This is a genomic window from Lysinibacillus sp. GbtcB16, assembly GCF_019091145.1.
GTDB lineage: Bacteria > Bacillota > Bacilli > Bacillales_A > Planococcaceae > Lysinibacillus > Lysinibacillus fusiformis.
On sequence record NZ_JAGXJV010000010.1, the window covers coordinates 36822 to 53864 of the forward strand.

Annotated in this window: 21 protein-coding genes; 17 read left to right on the top strand and 4 right to left on the bottom strand. The window is 37.5% G+C overall.

The window, feature by feature from the left end; genetic code table 11:
• The first annotated feature begins 4 nt into the window (after positions 1-4).
• The 12 genes from KVT27_RS20725 to KVT27_RS20780 all read left to right on the top strand — a co-directional run bounded on the left by KVT27_RS20725 (position 5) and on the right by KVT27_RS20780 (position 10266).
• Positions 5-469, top strand: coding sequence for a DinB family protein (locus KVT27_RS20725; RefSeq protein WP_217581866.1), 465 nt, complete (start codon positions 5-7; stop codon positions 467-469).
• A 10-nt stretch (positions 470-479) separates the two neighbouring features.
• The gene (locus KVT27_RS20730) at positions 480-1310 is read left to right on the top strand and encodes a helix-turn-helix domain-containing protein (RefSeq protein ID WP_036121334.1); all 831 of its coding nucleotides are present in this window, start codon (positions 480-482) and stop codon (positions 1308-1310) included.
• 204 nt (positions 1311-1514) lie between these two features.
• A complete protein-coding gene (locus KVT27_RS20735) occupies positions 1515-2495 on the top strand; it encodes an ABC transporter substrate-binding protein (RefSeq protein WP_036121332.1) in 981 nt (326 codons plus the stop codon).
• Between the two features lie 104 nt (positions 2496-2599).
• Positions 2600-3607, top strand: coding sequence for a FecCD family ABC transporter permease (locus KVT27_RS20740; protein ID WP_036121330.1), 1008 nt, complete (start codon positions 2600-2602; stop codon positions 3605-3607).
• A 28-nt stretch (positions 3608-3635) separates the two neighbouring features.
• On the top strand, positions 3636-4631 hold the full coding sequence (locus KVT27_RS20745) for a FecCD family ABC transporter permease (protein WP_008175314.1): 996 nt from the start codon (positions 3636-3638) through the stop codon (positions 4629-4631).
• Between the two features lie 11 nt (positions 4632-4642).
• Entirely contained in the window at positions 4643-5443 is an 801-nt protein-coding gene (locus KVT27_RS20750) for an ABC transporter ATP-binding protein (protein ID WP_036148004.1), read from the top strand.
• A complete protein-coding gene (locus KVT27_RS20755) occupies positions 5440-6210 on the top strand; it encodes an alpha/beta hydrolase (protein ID WP_036121327.1) in 771 nt (256 codons plus the stop codon). The genes KVT27_RS20750 and KVT27_RS20755 overlap by 4 nt, the downstream gene beginning before the upstream one ends.
• 128 nt (positions 6211-6338) lie before the next feature.
• Positions 6339-7907 carry a BCCT family transporter gene (locus tag KVT27_RS20760; protein WP_036121325.1) on the top strand — a complete coding sequence of 523 codons (1569 nt, stop codon included), beginning with the start codon at positions 6339-6341 and terminating at the stop codon, positions 7905-7907.
• 95 nt (positions 7908-8002) lie between these two features.
• Positions 8003-8197 (top strand): hypothetical protein, encoded by a 195-nt coding sequence (locus tag KVT27_RS26775; protein WP_254636216.1) that lies wholly within the window; start codon positions 8003-8005, stop codon positions 8195-8197.
• Between the two features lie 279 nt (positions 8198-8476).
• Entirely contained in the window at positions 8477-9118 is a 642-nt protein-coding gene (locus KVT27_RS20770; protein ID WP_217581867.1) for a hypothetical protein, read from the top strand.
• A gap of 101 nt (positions 9119-9219) precedes the next feature.
• Positions 9220-9675 (top strand): hypothetical protein, encoded by a 456-nt coding sequence (locus KVT27_RS20775; protein WP_309140242.1) that lies wholly within the window; start codon positions 9220-9222, stop codon positions 9673-9675.
• 57 nt (positions 9676-9732) lie between these two features.
• Positions 9733-10266 (top strand): YfiT family bacillithiol transferase, encoded by a 534-nt coding sequence (locus tag KVT27_RS20780; RefSeq protein WP_217581878.1) that lies wholly within the window; start codon positions 9733-9735, stop codon positions 10264-10266.
• Positions 10267-10355: 89 nt separating this feature from the next.
• On the opposite strand, the gene KVT27_RS20785 is transcribed toward KVT27_RS20780, so the two are convergent.
• Positions 10356-10979 carry an exosporium glycoprotein BclB-related protein gene (locus tag KVT27_RS20785; RefSeq protein WP_036121323.1) on the bottom strand — a complete coding sequence of 208 codons (624 nt, stop codon included), beginning with the start codon at positions 10977-10979 and terminating at the stop codon, positions 10356-10358.
• Positions 10980-11151: 172 nt separating this feature from the next.
• A complete protein-coding gene (locus KVT27_RS20790) occupies positions 11152-12300 on the bottom strand; it encodes a hypothetical protein (RefSeq protein WP_217581868.1) in 1149 nt (382 codons plus the stop codon).
• Positions 12301-12535: 235 nt separating this feature from the next.
• On the opposite strand from KVT27_RS20790, the gene KVT27_RS20795 reads away from it, so the two are divergent.
• The 4 genes from KVT27_RS20795 (at position 12536) to KVT27_RS20810 (ending at position 14853) form a co-directional block, all read left to right on the top strand.
• Positions 12536-13186 carry a BMQ_0737 family morphogenetic spore coat protein gene (locus KVT27_RS20795; protein ID WP_025113655.1) on the top strand — a complete coding sequence of 217 codons (651 nt, stop codon included), beginning with the start codon at positions 12536-12538 and terminating at the stop codon, positions 13184-13186.
• Between the two features lie 86 nt (positions 13187-13272).
• On the top strand, positions 13273-13851 hold the full coding sequence (locus tag KVT27_RS20800; protein ID WP_217581869.1) for a hypothetical protein: 579 nt from the start codon (positions 13273-13275) through the stop codon (positions 13849-13851).
• Entirely contained in the window at positions 13838-14122 is a 285-nt protein-coding gene (locus tag KVT27_RS20805; RefSeq protein WP_217581870.1) for a hypothetical protein, read from the top strand. The genes KVT27_RS20800 and KVT27_RS20805 overlap by 14 nt, the downstream gene beginning before the upstream one ends.
• 11 nt (positions 14123-14133) lie before the next feature.
• Positions 14134-14853 carry a hypothetical protein gene (locus KVT27_RS20810; RefSeq protein WP_208705002.1) on the top strand — a complete coding sequence of 240 codons (720 nt, stop codon included), beginning with the start codon at positions 14134-14136 and terminating at the stop codon, positions 14851-14853.
• 113 nt (positions 14854-14966) lie between these two features.
• Here the strand turns inward: KVT27_RS20810 and rpmG are convergent, their stop codons facing one another.
• Positions 14967-15116: a 50S ribosomal protein L33 gene (gene rpmG / locus KVT27_RS20815; protein WP_008175287.1), complete on the bottom strand. Its 150-nt coding sequence runs from the start codon at positions 15114-15116 to the stop codon at positions 14967-14969.
• A gap of 172 nt (positions 15117-15288) precedes the next feature.
• Between rpmG and KVT27_RS20820 the strand changes: the two genes are divergently transcribed.
• Positions 15289-16482 (top strand): GTP-binding protein, encoded by a 1194-nt coding sequence (locus KVT27_RS20820; protein ID WP_217581879.1) that lies wholly within the window; start codon positions 15289-15291, stop codon positions 16480-16482.
• An 18-nt stretch (positions 16483-16500) separates the two neighbouring features.
• Here KVT27_RS20820 and KVT27_RS20825 read toward each other — a convergent pair whose 3' ends face one another.
• Entirely contained in the window at positions 16501-17043 is a 543-nt protein-coding gene (locus KVT27_RS20825) for an isoprenylcysteine carboxyl methyltransferase family protein (RefSeq protein ID WP_036121306.1), read from the bottom strand.

A 17043-nucleotide genomic window follows, 5' to 3' on the forward strand; every position in this document is an offset into this window, starting at 1 on the left:
TCCAATGCTGCGAGACAAAAAGTCGATTATTAAACACTATGAACAATCTCTTATTTGGGTAAAGAATATGAGGAATTTATCTGAGGGGCAATGGCGTATGCCAATTAAATCTGGAAAATGGTCGGTTGCAGAGGTGATAGGACATCTTACCCCATGGGATACATTTGTATTAGAACATCGAATACCTTATTTATTTATAAATACATCTTTACCAAAAGGGCCAGATATCGAGCATATGAACACGAAGGCAGCTGAAAAAAGTCGTGAACAGCATTTAGAAAAAACGATTACTGAATTTGTTTTGACAAGGCGTCAATTGCTACAGACTATTCAACAATTGACAGATGAGCAATGGCACCAGTCGTTCAGTATTGGGCAGTCTAACATAACGGTTGCGGATTATTTTGGCGGGTTAATTGACCATGATTTACATCATTTTTCACAAATTCAGAGCGTTTTACATTTATAGGAGCTAGCACATGGATATCAAGTATTTAATAGATTACTTTGCACAAGCATCTGTAAAATTTACCGATGTCTTTACGAAAAGAATGGAGCCGGGAGAAGTTGATTTAGGGAGAACTACTGCACCAGAAAAGTGTGGAATTATTGTGCCGCTTGCAGGCAGTGCTATTTTTAGCTTGAATGGAACGCCTTATGTAATGGAACCAGGAGTAATAGTGCATGCCGGTTCTCAAATGCCAATTGAAGTGAACGTAACGAGCCAGAAGGTTTGGGAATATGCTGTAGTTCATTATAATCTACCTATGGATGAGGCGGCACTTTATCCACTAGCTCAACAACACTTTCTTATTAAAACAGGCCATAATACGCAAATTATTACCCAAGTTCAGCAATTGGTAGAAAGCTATTCCTTTCCAGGGAGTATGGCGGTATTTAAGTCTAAGACATTATTCATGAATTTGCTGGAACACATTCTTATAGCGGCAAAAGTGAAGGTTCTGGATAATGCTAATGAAATGATGGAGCAGGCTTTACAGTATATACATGAGCACTACGCGGAGCAGCTTTCGGTATCAAATATTTCTAGTGAATTTGAAATTGAACGACGTCGATTTGCCTATTTATTTGAGCAACATACAGGCATGAATCCAAGCACATATATAACGGAATACCGGATAAGACGAGCAAAGGACTTACTAGAGTATGGTGGAATCCCTGTAGCTGAAATTGCAGAATGTGTTGGCTATATAGACTGTTTTTATTTTAGTAGAGTATTTAAAAAGTGTACAGGTTTATCGCCTTCAGCCTATCGAAAATTAAAAATAGAGGAAGCCAAATACGTATAAATGACTGTTTCTTATAAAAAAGAAACAGTTTTTTTATTGATTAAATCGGCAAAAGTCCATGTCATTTTCGAAATCGTCCATTCACAATCTATTTTCACTTTGTTAGGATAGTATCCGTAAATGATAATGAGTATCAATTATATATTGACATACATATGAAAACGATTATCATTATCAATATGAGCTCGTTAGGAGAGAATATCTATGAATAAATATTTTAAAATGTGTGCGCCAGCACTTTTAGCACTATCATTAGCTGCATGTGGAACAGATAAGGCGGAGGAGTCTACATCAACAAATAATACGGCTGAAACAAGTGCAACAGAATCACAGACAGAGCAAACTAAGACACAGACAATAACTTACTTAGGTGAGAAATATGAGCTTCCAGCAGAAGTGAAAAATATTGTCGCTGCGAGTCTTGAATCTATGGAAGACGCTGCAATGCTAGGAATTAAGCCAGTAGGTGTACTTGAAGTGGGTGGTAAAGTGCCAGCATATCTAGCATCAGATTTTGAAGGTGCTACACTTGTAGGAAATAAAATGGAGCCGAATGCAGAAGCCATTCTTAATTTGGATCCAGATGTCATTGTGGGTACTTCAAAATTCCCTGAAGAAACGGCTGAAAAGTTGAAAAAAATTCAAACAATGATTCCTTACTCACATATTTCAACAAACTGGAAAGAAAATTTGACAGTGCTTGCACAGCTAGCTGGTAAAGAAGATGATGCTAAAAAAATCATCTCTGACTATGAGGCAAAAGTTGCTGATGCACAGGTGAAATCAAAAGAGCAATTAGCTGATAAACAAGTGTTAATCATTCGTGTTCGTGGTGGCGTTATGTACATTTATCCGGCTGGTGTTTATTTAAATCCTGTTTTATATGAGGATTTAGGTGCACCAGTTCCAGAGGTAGTTACGACAGCTAAAGCGCAAGCTGAATTATCGCTGGAAACACTAGCTCAAGTAAATCCAGATGCTATTTTCCTTCAATTTGAGGAATCAGAAAATAAGGATACTCCAAAGGCTTTAGAGGAGCTACAAAAAAATCCAATTTTCACTAGTTTAAAGGCATCACAAAATAATGAAATTTATGTCAATACAATTGACCCATTAGCACAAGGTGGTACGGCTTGGTCTAAGGTTAAATTCTTAGATGCAGCAGCTGAAAAATTACTTAAATAGTATACACAGGCTGGTAGTAGATTTGGTGATATCACCGGGCTATTACCGGCCTTTTGTTCAGTAGAAGTTTGGATAAGAAAATGGTATAGAAAAAGGTGTGAAAGTTGAAAAAAACAAACATAGTGTCATTTTCAATATTAGCGGTATCTCCTTTCCTTATTGCCCTTGTGGCACTTGTTTCTGTTATGTATGGAACAAAGGATATTAGTGTAATCACTGTGTGGCAGGCAATATCAGCATTTGATCCTTCCAATGTTGATCACCAAATTATACGAACAGGACGTATTCCTAGAATAGCCGCAGTATTGTTAGTTGGAGCATTTTTGGCAGTTGCGGGTGCAGTTATGCAGGGAATTACACGAAACTATTTAGCATCTCCGTCATTGATGGGTGTCAACGATGGCTCTGCATTTGTTATCACATTAGCTATTGTCTTTTTCCCAGGACTGCCCAATTATCAGATGATTTTATTGTCAATGCTAGGTTCTGCACTGGGTGCGGGCATTGTTTTTGGCTTTGGCTCATTAATTCGAAATGGCTTATCACCAGTAAGGTTGGCTATTATTGGAACCGTTATTGGGACATTTTTAAGCAGTATAGCTACAGCAATCGCGATGTATTTCCAAGTATCACAAACAGTCAGTGCTTGGTATAACACTAAAGTACATATGGTAGATATGGATATGCTGATGCTTTCAATTCCATTTGGATTAACTGGATTATTTTTGGCCTTATTATGTGCGAGGGCCATTACGATTACCTCGCTAGGTGAGGATATTGCAATGGGACTAGGTCAAAAAACGAGAGCAGTACGGATTATTAGTATGTTAGCTGTCGTATGCCTGACAGGGACAGCAGTCGCTCTCGTTGGAAAAATAGCCTTTGTAGGGTTAGTTATTCCGCATATTACTCGTTTCCTTGTTGGGGTGGATTATCGCTATATCATCCCTTGTGCAGCGGTTATTGGTGCCTTTTTCTTGGCGCTTTGTGATGTCCTTAGCCGTTTTGTCAATTATCCGTTCGAAACGCCAATTGGAGTATTAACAGCATTAGTTGGCGTACCATTCTTCTTATATTTAGTTCGTAAGCACGGAGGTGAAAAACGTGCGTAAACATACCTCAAGTGTATTCTTTTTGACTATGTCGATGCTTTTACTTTTAATTTTAGTTGCAAGTTATCTACATATTACAAATGGCGTTTTTGACATGTCTGTGATGGATGTCATAAAAACATTATTGCGTATTGACTCTAATCCAAAATTTGATCTTGTTATTTTTGAATTCCGCTTACCACGGATTGTCATAGCCGGACTCGTTGGTATTGGTTTAGGAATGGCTGGAGTTGTTTTACAAGGTATTACGCGCAATGGGCTTGCAGATCCAGGCATATTAGGGATTAATGCAGGAGCTGGTGCCGCGGTCGTAATTTTTATGTTTTTCTTTCAGTTAAAATTAGTGAGCGCAGATATGAACAGCTGGCTATCTATTTTAATGATGCCATTGTTCGGTTTTATTGGTGGAACAATTGCGGCTATATTGATTTTTACATTTGCTTTGAAAAATGGTCATCTCGATATGCAGCGATTAATATTAACTGGGATTGCCATTAACAGTGGATTTGGCGCTTTATCATTGTTTTTATCCTTAAAAATGAGTGCGCAGGATTTTGAATCCGCAGCCATTTGGATGGCAGGCTCCATTTACAATGCGAATTGGATTTTTGCTCTTACTATGTTACCTTGGCTTTTAATATTAGGAATTTATGTGCATAGAAAATCGTATTTACTTGATTATTTTCAGCTGGAAGAGGATAGCATCACAAGTTTAGGGATTGCTGTTGAAAAAGAGAAAATGAAGCTGTTATTAGCCAGTGTGGGACTAGTTAGTGCCTGCGTATCTGTATCAGGAAGTATTGGTTTTATTGGCTTAATGGCGCCACATATCGCTAAGCAGCTTGTTGGTATTCAGCACCGTTATGTCATGCCAGTAAGTGCATTGATAGGTGCAGGCTTGTTAATCCTAGCTGATTTTATCGGCAAAACGGTATTCGCACCATCAGAGCTGGCTGTTGGAATAGTAGTGTCGATTATAGGAATTCCATATTTCTTGTATTTACTTGTAAAATCTAAGGCATAGGAGGAAACGGTATGCAAACTGCATTTAGAATGGAAAATTTGGCTTCGGGTTATGAGCAGGTTCGAGTATTTGAAGGGTTAAATTTAACGATTGAAGAGGGCAAGGTCACAACAATTATCGGACCGAACGGCTGTGGTAAATCAACGCTTCTCAAAACGATAGGACGAATTTTAAAAAAACAACAGGGCACGGTATACTTGCAGGAGCAAAATATGCAAAATTTATCGACAAAGGATATTGCACAGAAGCTAGCAATATTATCACAGACACCCATCGCACCAGGGCAATTAAAAGTTGAGGAGCTAATTGCTTATGGCCGATATCCACATCGCAACAATGTCAATCGTTTAACAAATAAGGATGAAGAAATGATTGAGTGGGCGTTAACGGTCACCAATACGATGGAATATCGAAATCGAGAGCTGGCACAGCTTTCTGGGGGACAGCGTCAGCGTGTATGGCTTGCTATGGCATTGGCACAGGAAACAAATATATTGTTACTTGATGAGCCCACTACTTATTTAGATATGGCCCACCAGTTGGAAGTACTGGATATCGTGAAAAATTTAAATGAACAGCATCAATGTACAATCGTCATGGTTCTTCATGATATTAATCATGCTGCTAGGTATTCAGATCATCTTATCGCCATGCGAAAGGGTGTTATCATGCAAACTGGAACACCACAGGAAATTTTGAGTGCAGAAGTGATGCGCCAAGTCTTTAACATTGATGCACGTATTATGGAAGATCCGGCAACGAATACACCTGTATGTTATGGCTATGACATATTGAAGGAGGAAAACAAATGAATCGAACAGAAATAGATTACTCAACACAGCAAATGACTTCAAAATGGGCAGACTATACGTATGAGATTAACGTCTATGTACCCAATGAGGAAGCGCCAACAGAAGGCTTTCCTGTCATCTATGTATTGGATGGTTCTTCTTATTTTTCTCTTGTTAAGGAAGCAGTTCGATTGCAAAGTCGTAATGCGCCAAAAACGGGTATTTTACCATCCATTGTTGTTGGTATCGGGCATGGTGAAGATATGCGTGAACGACGATTTTATGATTTTACGGCACCAGCAGAGACGTATATTTATCCCGCAAGATTTAAAGGTAAAGGGCATGAAAAGCTTGGTGGGGCAGTAAACTTTAGTCGATTCCTAGAAGAAGAACTAAAGCCAACGATTGAAGCCAACTATCCAGTAAATAAAGCACAGCAATCGATATTTGGTCATTCATTAGCGGGTTATTTTACACTTTGGCAATTATTTCACCATCAAACAAGCTTTCAACATTACCTGGCTATCAGTCCCTCCATCTGGTGGAATGAGCATGAATTAGTCCCATGTGCCTCAGTATTTTTAAATGAGCATCAGGCTATGAAGGAAACATTGTTTATTAGTGCTGGTGAACTGGAAACCTTTATGGTAGATGATGCACGACAAATGGCAACAATGCTTGAAAAAATAATGAAGGTTGATTTTTATGAAGCTTTAAACGAAAATCATGCATCTATTGTGCCCACTGTTATGAGTAGAGCCATACGTTTTGCTTTTAAAAATGAATAAATAATAGCCGCATTATCTACGGGTAATGCGTTTTTTTATTTTCAGGAAGTTTTGATTTATAAAATACTTGAATGAAACTCATAATAAAGGAAATTTGGTAAAACGTCTGGGATTAATGGAGGCGCTATATGCAAAAAAATAAAAATTTAATCAACCCAGTATTTATTATTTCTAGTGGAGCCATTTTACTTTTGGTCATTATTGGGGCAATAATACCGGAACAGTTTAAGAATGTAGCGAACAGCGTCTTTCATATGACGACGGATTTTTTTGGTTGGTTTTACTTAATGGCGGTCTTTATAATCGTGGTTTTTCTATTTGGCTTGGCGATTAGTAAATATGGCACTATTCGATTAGGAGCAGAAGAGGGTCGCCCAGAATTTAGCTTTCTCACATGGATATCTATGCTCTTTTCTGCAGGACTAGGCGTGGGACTAGTCTTTTGGGGAGTAGCTGAACCAATGAGTCATTATTTTTCACCACCTTTTAGTGATACAAAGCCTCTTACGACAGATTCAGCCCGACTGGCAATGGGCTATTCATTCTTTCATTGGGGAATCAGCCAATGGTCTGTGTATGCCATATTGGGACTAGTTATGGCATATGTGCAATTTAACAAAAAAAGAAATATGCTCATCTCAACCGCCTTAGAGCCTGTAACGGGGAAAAATCGAGTCGTGAAGGGCACGATTGATATTTTAGCGGTTATTGCCACAGTGATGGGGGTAGCTACTTCTATTGGCTTGGGCGTGCTCCAAACAAATGGAGGCTTAAGCTTTGTCTTTGGTTTACCTAATACATTTCTCTTACAGGTAGTCATTATTCTTATCATGTTTATTGGCTATATGTTATCTGCCACTACAGGCCTTCAAAAGGGAATGAAAATCTTAAGTAATGTCAATATGATGCTAGCGATTGTGTTACTGCTATTTGTTTTTATTACAGGTCCGACAGTATTTATAATGGAAACCTTTACACTAGCGATAGGCGATTATATTTCAAACTTTATTCAATATAGTTTAAGGATGCAACCGTATGTCGGAGGGACATGGGTAAAGGATTGGACTATCTTTTATTGGGCGTGGGCGATAGCTTGGTCACCCTTTGTTGGTTCTTTTATTGCTCGTGTATCAAAAGGTAGGACCATTCGAGAATTTATTGTTGGCGTATTAATCATTCCTCCTCTTATTGCTTGTTTTTGGATTGCTGTTTTTGGAGGTACTGCCTTGTGGTTCGATTTGCATCAAGAAGCTCAAATTGCACAAACCGTTCATAACGATGTAACAGTGGCGTTGTTTCAAATGTTAGAGCATTTGCCACTTTCAACGATAGCCTCTTTTATTGGGATTTTGCTTATAATTATCTTCTTAATTACGTCAGCCGATTCTGCTACTTTCATTATGGCCAGTATGACGACAAGGGGATCCTTAAACCCTACAGTACTGTCGAAGTTAGTTTGGGGTATATTGATGGCCTCTATTTCAGGTGTTTTATTGTATACGGGTGGGCTAGATGCATTACAAACGGCGTCGTTAATTGCCGCTTTACCATTTACGGTAATATTACTGTTGTTAATGATTTCTTATATTAAAATGATGAAGGATGAGATTATTCCGCTGAAGAAAAAAGACATTCAACGATTGAAGATAGCCAAAAAGCATCTTGAGAAAGAAGCAAAAGCTAAAGAAAAAAAATGAGGTCATAAGCTGTATTATTCTTTCATGAGTAATACAGTTTCTTTTTGTGTTTATATACATTAAAATGTATTAAAAATCATTAACGTAGGTTCACTGTGGAGCTAGTATTAGCAGAAATAAAAGATGTGCCCATTATACATAAGGTGATGATTCAGGTATTTCAAGAGTATGCAACAGCAACCCCACCATCTAGTGCATTGAGTGAAACAGTAGAATCGATTGAACTGGGTATACAGGCTGGTAAACAGGCTTTATCGGCTATATGGGGAGGCAGCCAGTTGCTATGGTAAGATTTAAGCTTAGCACACAGGGTATTTATTTTTTAGATTATCGGTAATTCCTGAAAAACAAGGGCAAGGGCTATTGCTCGCTAAGCTAGAACAATTTGCATTATCGAATGGAAAAACAAATAGTTAGTGTAAAGTACGATTGAATGTCCCGCGAAATATAGAATTATATCGCTCTTTAGGCTATGTCGTAACAAAAAAAGAAATGGGCGAAAATCGTAATGGCGTTTCGTTGGCTATAGTCACAATGGAAAAAAGACTTACAAATGAGGGGGAGTTTATTTGAGAAAGAAGCTAGGCTGCTTGCATGCTCATCATTCCAATATAGAGTACATAGAACAGGTTTTCCAAAAAAATAAAGAAATAGAGGTGGTTCATTTTGTAGATCCCGGGCTTATTCACCAAGTGTCAAAGGGAGTTACAGAGTTAACAAACAAGATTGTAGAGCAAATTCAATGGATGGCTAGCTGTGATCTAGATGCAATTTTAATAACATGTACAAATTATATCGTTTTGTTAGACGATTGTGATTTACGTGCCTTATCCATACCTATCATAAAAATGGATGAACTTTATTTTGAATTAATATGTAATGAGAGACAGCCTCAAATCATCCTATTTACAAATCCTGCAACTGTCGAGGGAACGATGACCAGGCTCCATCAATATGCTAACAGGCAAGGCAAAACAATAGACATTACAGTGAAAGTTATCGAGCATACATTTGATTTAATTATGCAAGGGAAAAACAAGGACTATAATGCTGTGATCATACACACTCTGCATCATGAAGTGAATGAACAAAGGAAACTCTCAGTGGCACAGCTCTCAATGGTGAGTGCAGCACAGCAATTTGAAGAAAAAACAGCTATATCTATTATGCATCCTTTAAAAGCAATAGGCACTGTAATTGGAAATCTTTAGCTACGTAGCATTTAAATTAGCAGAATTATCTGTGATAATTGGGTGGTAGAATGATTTTTATAGGGGAAGGGGGATGTTGTTAGAAGATTGTCCTTTTATGTGTGTTGCTGTTAGTGGCAGTAGGCTATACAAATGAAGAAAAGATTACAATGCCAGAGATTGCCCCAGATTTTTTGCAAGAAAAGGATTTTGCCTCTATTAATTGGAACGATAAAGCAGTGGAATTTGGTGCTCGTGCCATTATAGGGATTGCCAATAAATCGGGTGTTATTGGTGCTAACATGCCAAGTTTAAGCACACAAAAATGGATGTGGCATCTTTGGGGGATTAATGGATATGGAAATACAGAGCTACCAGTAGTAGGCTACCATAGAGATACTAAAACTATTCAGCCAATTTTAGTGGATAGATGGAGTATAGGCCTTGGCGGGCCCACAAATGGAGCGGATGCTCATAGCCCTTTAAGCGTAAAAATTCCTAGTCCAGGAGAATGGGCCATTTTCTTGTATACAAATGGTAAATACTTTGATACGTTGATTGATGATATTCAGAAATAAGAGTGACCTAAAACACTTTGGAAAAGTAAGAGGATAGAAACGGAGGAGAGCAAGTTGATCGATTTCGAATTACGATATCCAATTGGGGAGTTTCAATGTCCAACAGAAGTGACATCACAGCATGTAAAAGAATGGTTGAAAGATATTCGTTTATTACCACAGCAGCTTGAAGAAGCCTTAAGTGGAGCCAGTGAGCAGGAATTGGCAAAATCCTATCGTGAAAATGGCTGGACTGTAACACAGCTAATCCATCATATTGCTGATAGTCATATGAACAGTTATATCCGCTTTAAGCTAGCTTTAACAGAGGATGAACCAACTATTAAGCCATACAATGAGGCTGAATGGGCAATGCTACCAGATTCAGAAATGCCAATAGCGACCTCTCTTCAATTAATCGAAAGCTTACATGGACGTTGGGTTTACTTATTAACAAGCTTAACAGATGAACAATTACAACGAGCATTTAATCATCCTGATTCAGGGCTGTCAACATTGGAACAGGCAATTGGTATATATGCTTGGCATGGCAAACATCATTTGACGCATATTCAGAATGCTTTAGCCTTAAATTTTATAATTAAAAAGTAGGCGATTTAATTAAAATCGCCTACTATAAATTAATTTTAAGTTTTTTGATTTTTGAAAAAATTTTAACAGTAATTGTTAGCATAATTCACTTATACAATAGTAATTCCTGCACTTGCGTTACCAGCAAGAGTAACCAGAACAGTAGCTCCTGAAGTAGTCATGGAGAACACCATTAATAAACGATCACCAGTACTTACTGGTACTGAAACGTTTGCACTACCGCTTGCAATCGCACCAGCTAATAATGCTGCTAATGGTAAAGCTGGAGCTAAATCAACAAATGCTGCAGTAGGGCTGAAAACATTGCTTCCTTGAACTGCACGGTAAATTTGTGCTCTAACAGTAGCTGTTCCTGTTAGTGTTAAAGCGGCTGTTGCTGAAATTGTTGCAGCAATAGATGTAATTGTTCCTGGACGTGGAACAGTAAAAGCTTCTGTGGCAAGAGAACTTGTTAAATCAATATTAACGCCAGCAAGAGCTACACCTGGAACAGATGTACCAAATCCAACAAGGCTCACAGTACTAACTAACCCAGAAGCAAGAGATACTAATACAACAGGAATTGTTCCAGAAGAAAATGGGATAATGGAACCTGTAGCGGCTGGTGGAGTAATACACGCCGCATCAATACCGATAAATGGCCCAAGTGCTGTACACTGCCCATTACCATGACCATTACCAGAGCAACCACACATTGAATTATTCAAACACATTTTTACACCCCCTTTCTTCATTATTCTATTCATTTCAGATTAGGGGTTAAGGGCAAATATCTATTTCACTTATAAATTCAATGACTTCTTAAAGCCAGCTTTATTTGAAATATAAAGACATCCACTATGTAAGGAAATACATTGTGGATGTCTTATTATAGAGTGATAAATTTTAACTCCATCTTTTAAAGAAATCGAAAAAAGAGTTTTTTCCCTTCTTATTCTCTTCCTCTATCGGTGTGTTTACAGAAACAGGTTGATTATTTTCTTCTTCAAGGGACGAATGAACCTCATAGACGGCTTCAGAATTATACACTTCAACATACTCTTCGGTTTCCAATGAAGGAGTATGATGTGTGTCAGTAGGTTCTGCTACTGCTTCTGAAATGACTTGGCTAGGAGGCTCGCTAAGTATCCCTGAATGAACCGGTTCCAACGATTCTTTAGTTACTTCAGAAATCTCATGATTGTTACGTTCATTTTCCGTTTGCACAACCTCTATAGGATCATCTGATTTTTCGGTTCCAGCACTCGATTCATTAACAATAGTTGTTGGTGAATGATCTTTCTCGATGTCTTCTTCACTTAAAGTGAGTTGTACAGCCGATGGATCATAAACACTTACTGGAACTTCCTTTGCATCCGTGGCATTTTTAAAATGGAAGGTGGATTCAACTGTCGTGTTTCGGAATAAACCATTGTATATATGGCTTGGATGCGTATTAATAGATTGGAAATACTGCTGATTAAAATGCCGCTCTTCATGTTTAGTTGCCTGTCGATCATTATGAGAAGAGGGAGTGCTATTATTATTGCCATTTTGTTGATGGTTTGTGGCTTTACCTGCCAAATTTTGTAGCAGTCTATAGGATGGTTGTGCTGTTATCGTAGTTTTGTCTGCTGTCTGTGTCATTCTAGGTTGTCTAGGTAAATGAGTAGCGGAAGTTTGAGAAGGTACTTTAATGGTGGGAGAAATGGTTGTAGTATCATTTCCTTCAACAGTTACTAATTTGTTTAAAACTGCTAAAATTTCTTGATTCATTTCTTCCATGGTTTGATTCAGAGACTCAATTTGTATGGATAGAAGCTTGATTTGATCATCATACCCTTTTATATATGAATTTTGTTTAGTATCCAATGTCTCTGTAATCCCCTCTAAATGAGCCATCTGTGTTTTCAGTCCATCAAACTCCTGCTTCATATAAAGGAAATCTTCAATTGACGAACCCATTTTTAATGAAGATAACGATTCTCTATAGGTTTCAATTTTTTGCCTTAAATTTTCAATTTCTTGAGTGGTATACAATTTTGACTCTTCCATTGTAGTTCACCCCTTTCAGTCCATTATTAGTTTATTAAAAATATTGACGTTCTGTTACAAATATACCGGTTCATTCAACATTTTAGTTCTTATTATAAAGAAAGAACTGTCTGTAAAAATGATTGCCGCTGATTTTTATAAATATCCAATGTAACTATTTATTAGCCCATGCACTTATAGCTGAAAAACATATGCTACAAACGAAAGATAAAAAACTTATGGAGGTGTCAAAAGGATGCAAGAACATATGCCATCCCAGGCGCAGGAACTGATTTGTATAAATGTTGATAAGGTATATGACTGGATTGTAAAGGAAATGTCATTTGATATTTCACCAACTGGAGCAATTACATTCCCAGGCGTAACAGCAGCTACTGACTTAACGGGTGCTATCGTTACATGTCGAGTAATTCCAGCAGCTACAAATCCAATTGTGATCCTAAACCGTGAGAATCGCCAATTCTCTATCGATGGATCAACTGTTTGTTTACAACATTTAAATATTCAAAAGAATTTCATTCTTACGATCATAGTTACATTACCAAATGGAACAATGTTCACAAGCACTGAAATTCCTGTTTCACGCTGTGAGCAAGTAACATTATGTGCACCTAAGGGTACAGATGTAGAAATTCTATATACAGATTTAGATTGCTTTGTTTGCACAACTGGATCACTTACTGTTGGAACAGGTACTGCAGCAGGTACAATCACATTCTCTGCGTTAACAATTACTGTTGCTGTTTGCCAAAGCATTCAATCTACATTCCCAGTTACTGTGGAATTCTTAGCAACTTTCTGCGAGCCAAGAGCAGATCTGCCATTCACATGTCCAACTGCGGTTCGTCCACAACAATGCCCAGTTATTTTCCCAACTGTTGGTTAGTAGTGCTAACAAATAGAGGAAAGTCATATCATGAAGAGAGGGTTATCCTCTCTTTTTTTTTATGAACAAGAATAAGGGGGCATTTAGTGATAACACGGATAGAAGACAAGATACAAGCGGTGAAAGAACAGACAAACACGTATGTTCAGGAAATTAAAAAATTGGTAGAAGAGCTAGCGGTTCAAAATAAAATTAGTCTTATCAGTTATTTTACATCCTCGTTCAATATATCCTATGACTCTGAGCAAGAAAGTCTCTGTTTAGGATCCTACCATATTCGCAATATTGGGCATACACCCGTGACCAATCCATATTTATGCATTAAATTACCGAAGGATTCTCCGTTTTATTTCTCAGGAAGGTATGTCCACGAAAATTTCACACCGACTTTAAAGACGCAGGGGCAAAGTAATTGGGAGCGTTTTAACGACAAATCGAGCAAAGAGGAATACTGGCTGAGACCAGTAGGGAAGTCCACCATCGAACCAAATGAAACGATTTCATTTACCAATTTTCAAATTAAATGGTCCCATAATTTATCGTATTCTGGCACTATTATGGGTTTTACATATTGTGATCAGCTAACGGATGGTGTGGTTGTGTTAAACCCAATTAATCTCAATGGCGTTAGTCCAACCCAGGAGGTAAATAATGGTGGATCATGAAAAACAAGAGCTTAGTAGCGTAATTCAACAATTGCTGAAAGACCAACTTAACCGCCGTAATGTACAAGATAATAGTTTTGCCTTTCTTGAAAAAAACACATTACAACAATTAATTGCCTATCTTGTCTCTGGGGAAAAAAGTAAAAATTTTGAACAACATGATCATCCAGAATTACAAACAAAGTGGTTAAAACAACTGGATGAGGTGTTAGAAGACAGTAAAGCGCAGTTTGAAGAAGTTATTGAAATTCTAAAAAGTTTTTCAGGCTAGGAGGTGCAAGGATGGACAACGATATTGTCAAAAACAATGATCCTCTACAGCTCCAACAAATGATTATTTTTTTAAGAGCCGAATTAGCCAAATATAAAAATGAAGTGAAAAGGCTTAGGGATAGTGATTATTATGCATTAGTGCTTCGTCTTGAACGGGAGAATATACAATTAACAAGGCTCAGAAAGGATCTTTCGATGGAACTATTAAAGTTGAAGAGAGATTTTGATAAGGAATTGGAAGCATATGATGAAGAGATACAAAAGCGAGAGCTCCAAAGAAAAAAACAAATTGCTTCGATAGAGTCCTTATTAAAGGAACTAAGAAAGCTGCGAGCAGAAAATAAGTTATTAAAGGACAACATTGATGTATCTATTGAAGAAACAAACTATAAGTCAATGATGGAGGAGTTAGATAAAAGGTTAAAAGACTTTACCATTGTTACAGGTGGAAAAATGGAACATATCGTAGAGACGATAGAACAATCATATAGAAACAAAGTAGAGGCGGACAGTCTTTATGAACAATTAGTAAAAGAATTAGAAACGAAAAATCTAGAAATTGAAAAACTCACTAATGAGATAAAAGGCTATAAAAATCAATCTGATGCTAGTAGAGTAAAAATGAATGAGTCTATAAATATAGACGAGCAGATTGATTTTCGATTACGAATGCTTGATGAACTCGATCAAAAATTGAACGAGCTCGCATTCGAAATAAATAGAAAATAGATGGTATACAAACACTGTTTCAAAAGAGGTAAGCCTTCCTCTTTTGAAACAGTTTTTTTAGGGCAAGGATGCTTGGTCCAAGAAACATTCAAATGAATTAACTACTGCCTAAATTACTTTGTTTCACGATGTAAAGTAACCCGTTTTAAGCGAGGGGAATACTTTTTAAGCTCCAACCTCTCTGGATTAGTACGTTTATTTTTCGTCGTGATATAGTTTTTATCACCAGTTTCCGTGCAGGCTAGTGTTATTTGTACGCGCATAAATATGCCTCCTTTTAAATGGTAATCATTACGATTTAAACGATATATTTTAGGGTGTAAATTGTCAAGTTTATTTTTTAAAGTGATAAAAAGCTTTGCATTTTCAAAATATATATGTTTTAATTACAAATTGTAAATAGTAATGATTACGATTTAAGGAGTTGGAGTGAAAATAATGAAAATACCTGTGACTGTATTAAGTGGATATTTAGGGTCTGGTAAGACCACGATAATGAATCATGTATTGCAAAACGAAAAGGATTTACGTGTTGCTGTTATTGTGAATGATATGAGTGAAATTAATATTGATGCTGAGCTTATTGCAAATGGCAGCGGGATCTCACGAACAGAAGAGAAATTTGTGGAGTTATCCAATGGCTGTATTTGTTGTACATTGCGAGAAGATTTATTACAGGAGGTCGAACGTCTTGCGAAACTTGGCAATATTGATTATATATTGATTGAATCGACAGGTATTAGTGAGCCGATTCCAGTTGCACAAACATTTAGCTATTTAGATGAAGAACTGGGCATAGATTTAACGAGATTTTGTCAATTGGATACGATGGTAACAGTCGTAGATGCGCATCGCTTTTGGCATGATTTTCAATCAGGAGAGAGTTTATTAGAGCGTAAGGAAGCAATTGGTGAGTTAGATGGACGGGATGTTGCAGACCTTCTTATTGATCAAATAGAATTTTGTGATGTCCTTGTATTAAATAAATGTGACTTAGTTTCAATAGAAGAAGTAGAACGGTTAGAGCGCATACTACGCGCACTACAGCCAGAAGCAAAAATAATCCGAACGGTTAATGGTGAAATTGATCCTGCTGAAATTTTAAATACAGGTCGTTTTGACTTCGAACGTGTCTCAGAATCAGCTGGCTGGTTAAAAGAATTAGAGCTTGGTCATGAAAACCATATGCCGGAGACGGAGGAGTACGGCATATCTTCATTCACCTATACAAATAGAAGGCCATTCCATCCAATGCGTTTTGTCGAGTGGTGTGACCAAATGCCACCATCAATTGTGCGAGCAAAGGGGATTGTTTGGAGTGCAAAGCATCAAGACATCGCATTATTGCTATCACAGGCTGGTTCATCTGCAAAAATTGAACCTGTTTCTTATTGGGTAGCGGCATTACCAAAAGCTCAGCAGGAAGATGTTTTCCAACAAAGTCCGGAGGTGTTGGAAGATTGGGATAGCGAGTTTGGAGATCGCATGACACAACTTGTTATTATAGGTATAGACTTAGATAGAGAGCGTATTATTAAACAGTTGGACAGCTGTTTATTAACAGATGAAGAGTTTCGTAACCCTTGGGAACGACTACAAGATCCGTTTAACTGGGAATGGCATTCATAAAAAGAAAGAAGATTTCGGCTATGATTCCGAAATCTTCTTTTCAAACACACGATTATAATTAGTAGCATCTCGTAATGCCTTTTCTTCTATCGGAATTCGTACAGAAAGCATTGTAATATTTAATAGTGTAAAACAAAACGCCGTGAAATATGCCTGAAACATAAGAGGTAGAAGGAGAATTTCTAAACAAACGACAGCATAATTAGGATGGCGCATAATTTCATAGGGACCTTTACGCACGACTTGTGCATGAGGTAGAATGAGAATTTTTGTATTCCAAAATGGGCCTAAAGAACGGATACACCATATACGCAATGCCTGAACGGCTACAAATAAAATAAAAAATAATGGGAATAAGGGCGATATACCATTGTGATTTGTTACTACTTCAACAATTAGAAACAAGAAGAAACTAATATGCATAGTGACCATATAAGGGTAGTGAGAGTTACCAACCTCATAGGCTCCCTGAGCAATCATCCATTTCTCATTTCGTTTAGCAATGACAACCTCTGTCAATCTTTGTAGAATGACAAGCGTTACAATTAGATAGAAGATCAT

Coding starts and splice junctions, on each gene's coding strand:
- KVT27_RS20755 (WP_036121327.1), top strand. CDS start 5,440: ATGAATCGAACAGAAATAGATTACTCAACACAGCAAATGACTTCAAAA.
- KVT27_RS20745 (WP_008175314.1), top strand. CDS start 3,636: ATGTCGATGCTTTTACTTTTAATTTTAGTTGCAAGTTATCTACATATT.
- KVT27_RS20790 (WP_217581868.1), bottom strand. CDS start 12,300: ATGGAAGAGTCAAAATTGTATACCACTCAAGAAATTGAAAATTTAAGG.
- KVT27_RS20725 (WP_217581866.1), top strand. CDS start 5: ATGCTGCGAGACAAAAAGTCGATTATTAAACACTATGAACAATCTCTT.
- KVT27_RS20785 (WP_036121323.1), bottom strand. CDS start 10,979: ATGTGTTTGAATAATTCAATGTGTGGTTGCTCTGGTAATGGTCATGGT.
- KVT27_RS20735 (WP_036121332.1), top strand. CDS start 1,515: ATGAATAAATATTTTAAAATGTGTGCGCCAGCACTTTTAGCACTATCA.
- KVT27_RS20730 (WP_036121334.1), top strand. CDS start 480: ATGGATATCAAGTATTTAATAGATTACTTTGCACAAGCATCTGTAAAA.
- KVT27_RS20805 (WP_217581870.1), top strand. CDS start 13,838: ATGGTGGATCATGAAAAACAAGAGCTTAGTAGCGTAATTCAACAATTG.
- KVT27_RS20825 (WP_036121306.1), bottom strand. CDS start 17,043: ATGATCTTCTATCTAATTGTAACGCTTGTCATTCTACAAAGATTGACA.
- KVT27_RS20795 (WP_025113655.1), top strand. CDS start 12,536: ATGCAAGAACATATGCCATCCCAGGCGCAGGAACTGATTTGTATAAAT.
- KVT27_RS20750 (WP_036148004.1), top strand. CDS start 4,643: ATGCAAACTGCATTTAGAATGGAAAATTTGGCTTCGGGTTATGAGCAG.
- rpmG (WP_008175287.1), bottom strand. CDS start 15,116: ATGCGCGTACAAATAACACTAGCCTGCACGGAAACTGGTGATAAAAAC.
- KVT27_RS20810 (WP_208705002.1), top strand. CDS start 14,134: ATGGACAACGATATTGTCAAAAACAATGATCCTCTACAGCTCCAACAA.
- KVT27_RS20760 (WP_036121325.1), top strand. CDS start 6,339: ATGCAAAAAAATAAAAATTTAATCAACCCAGTATTTATTATTTCTAGT.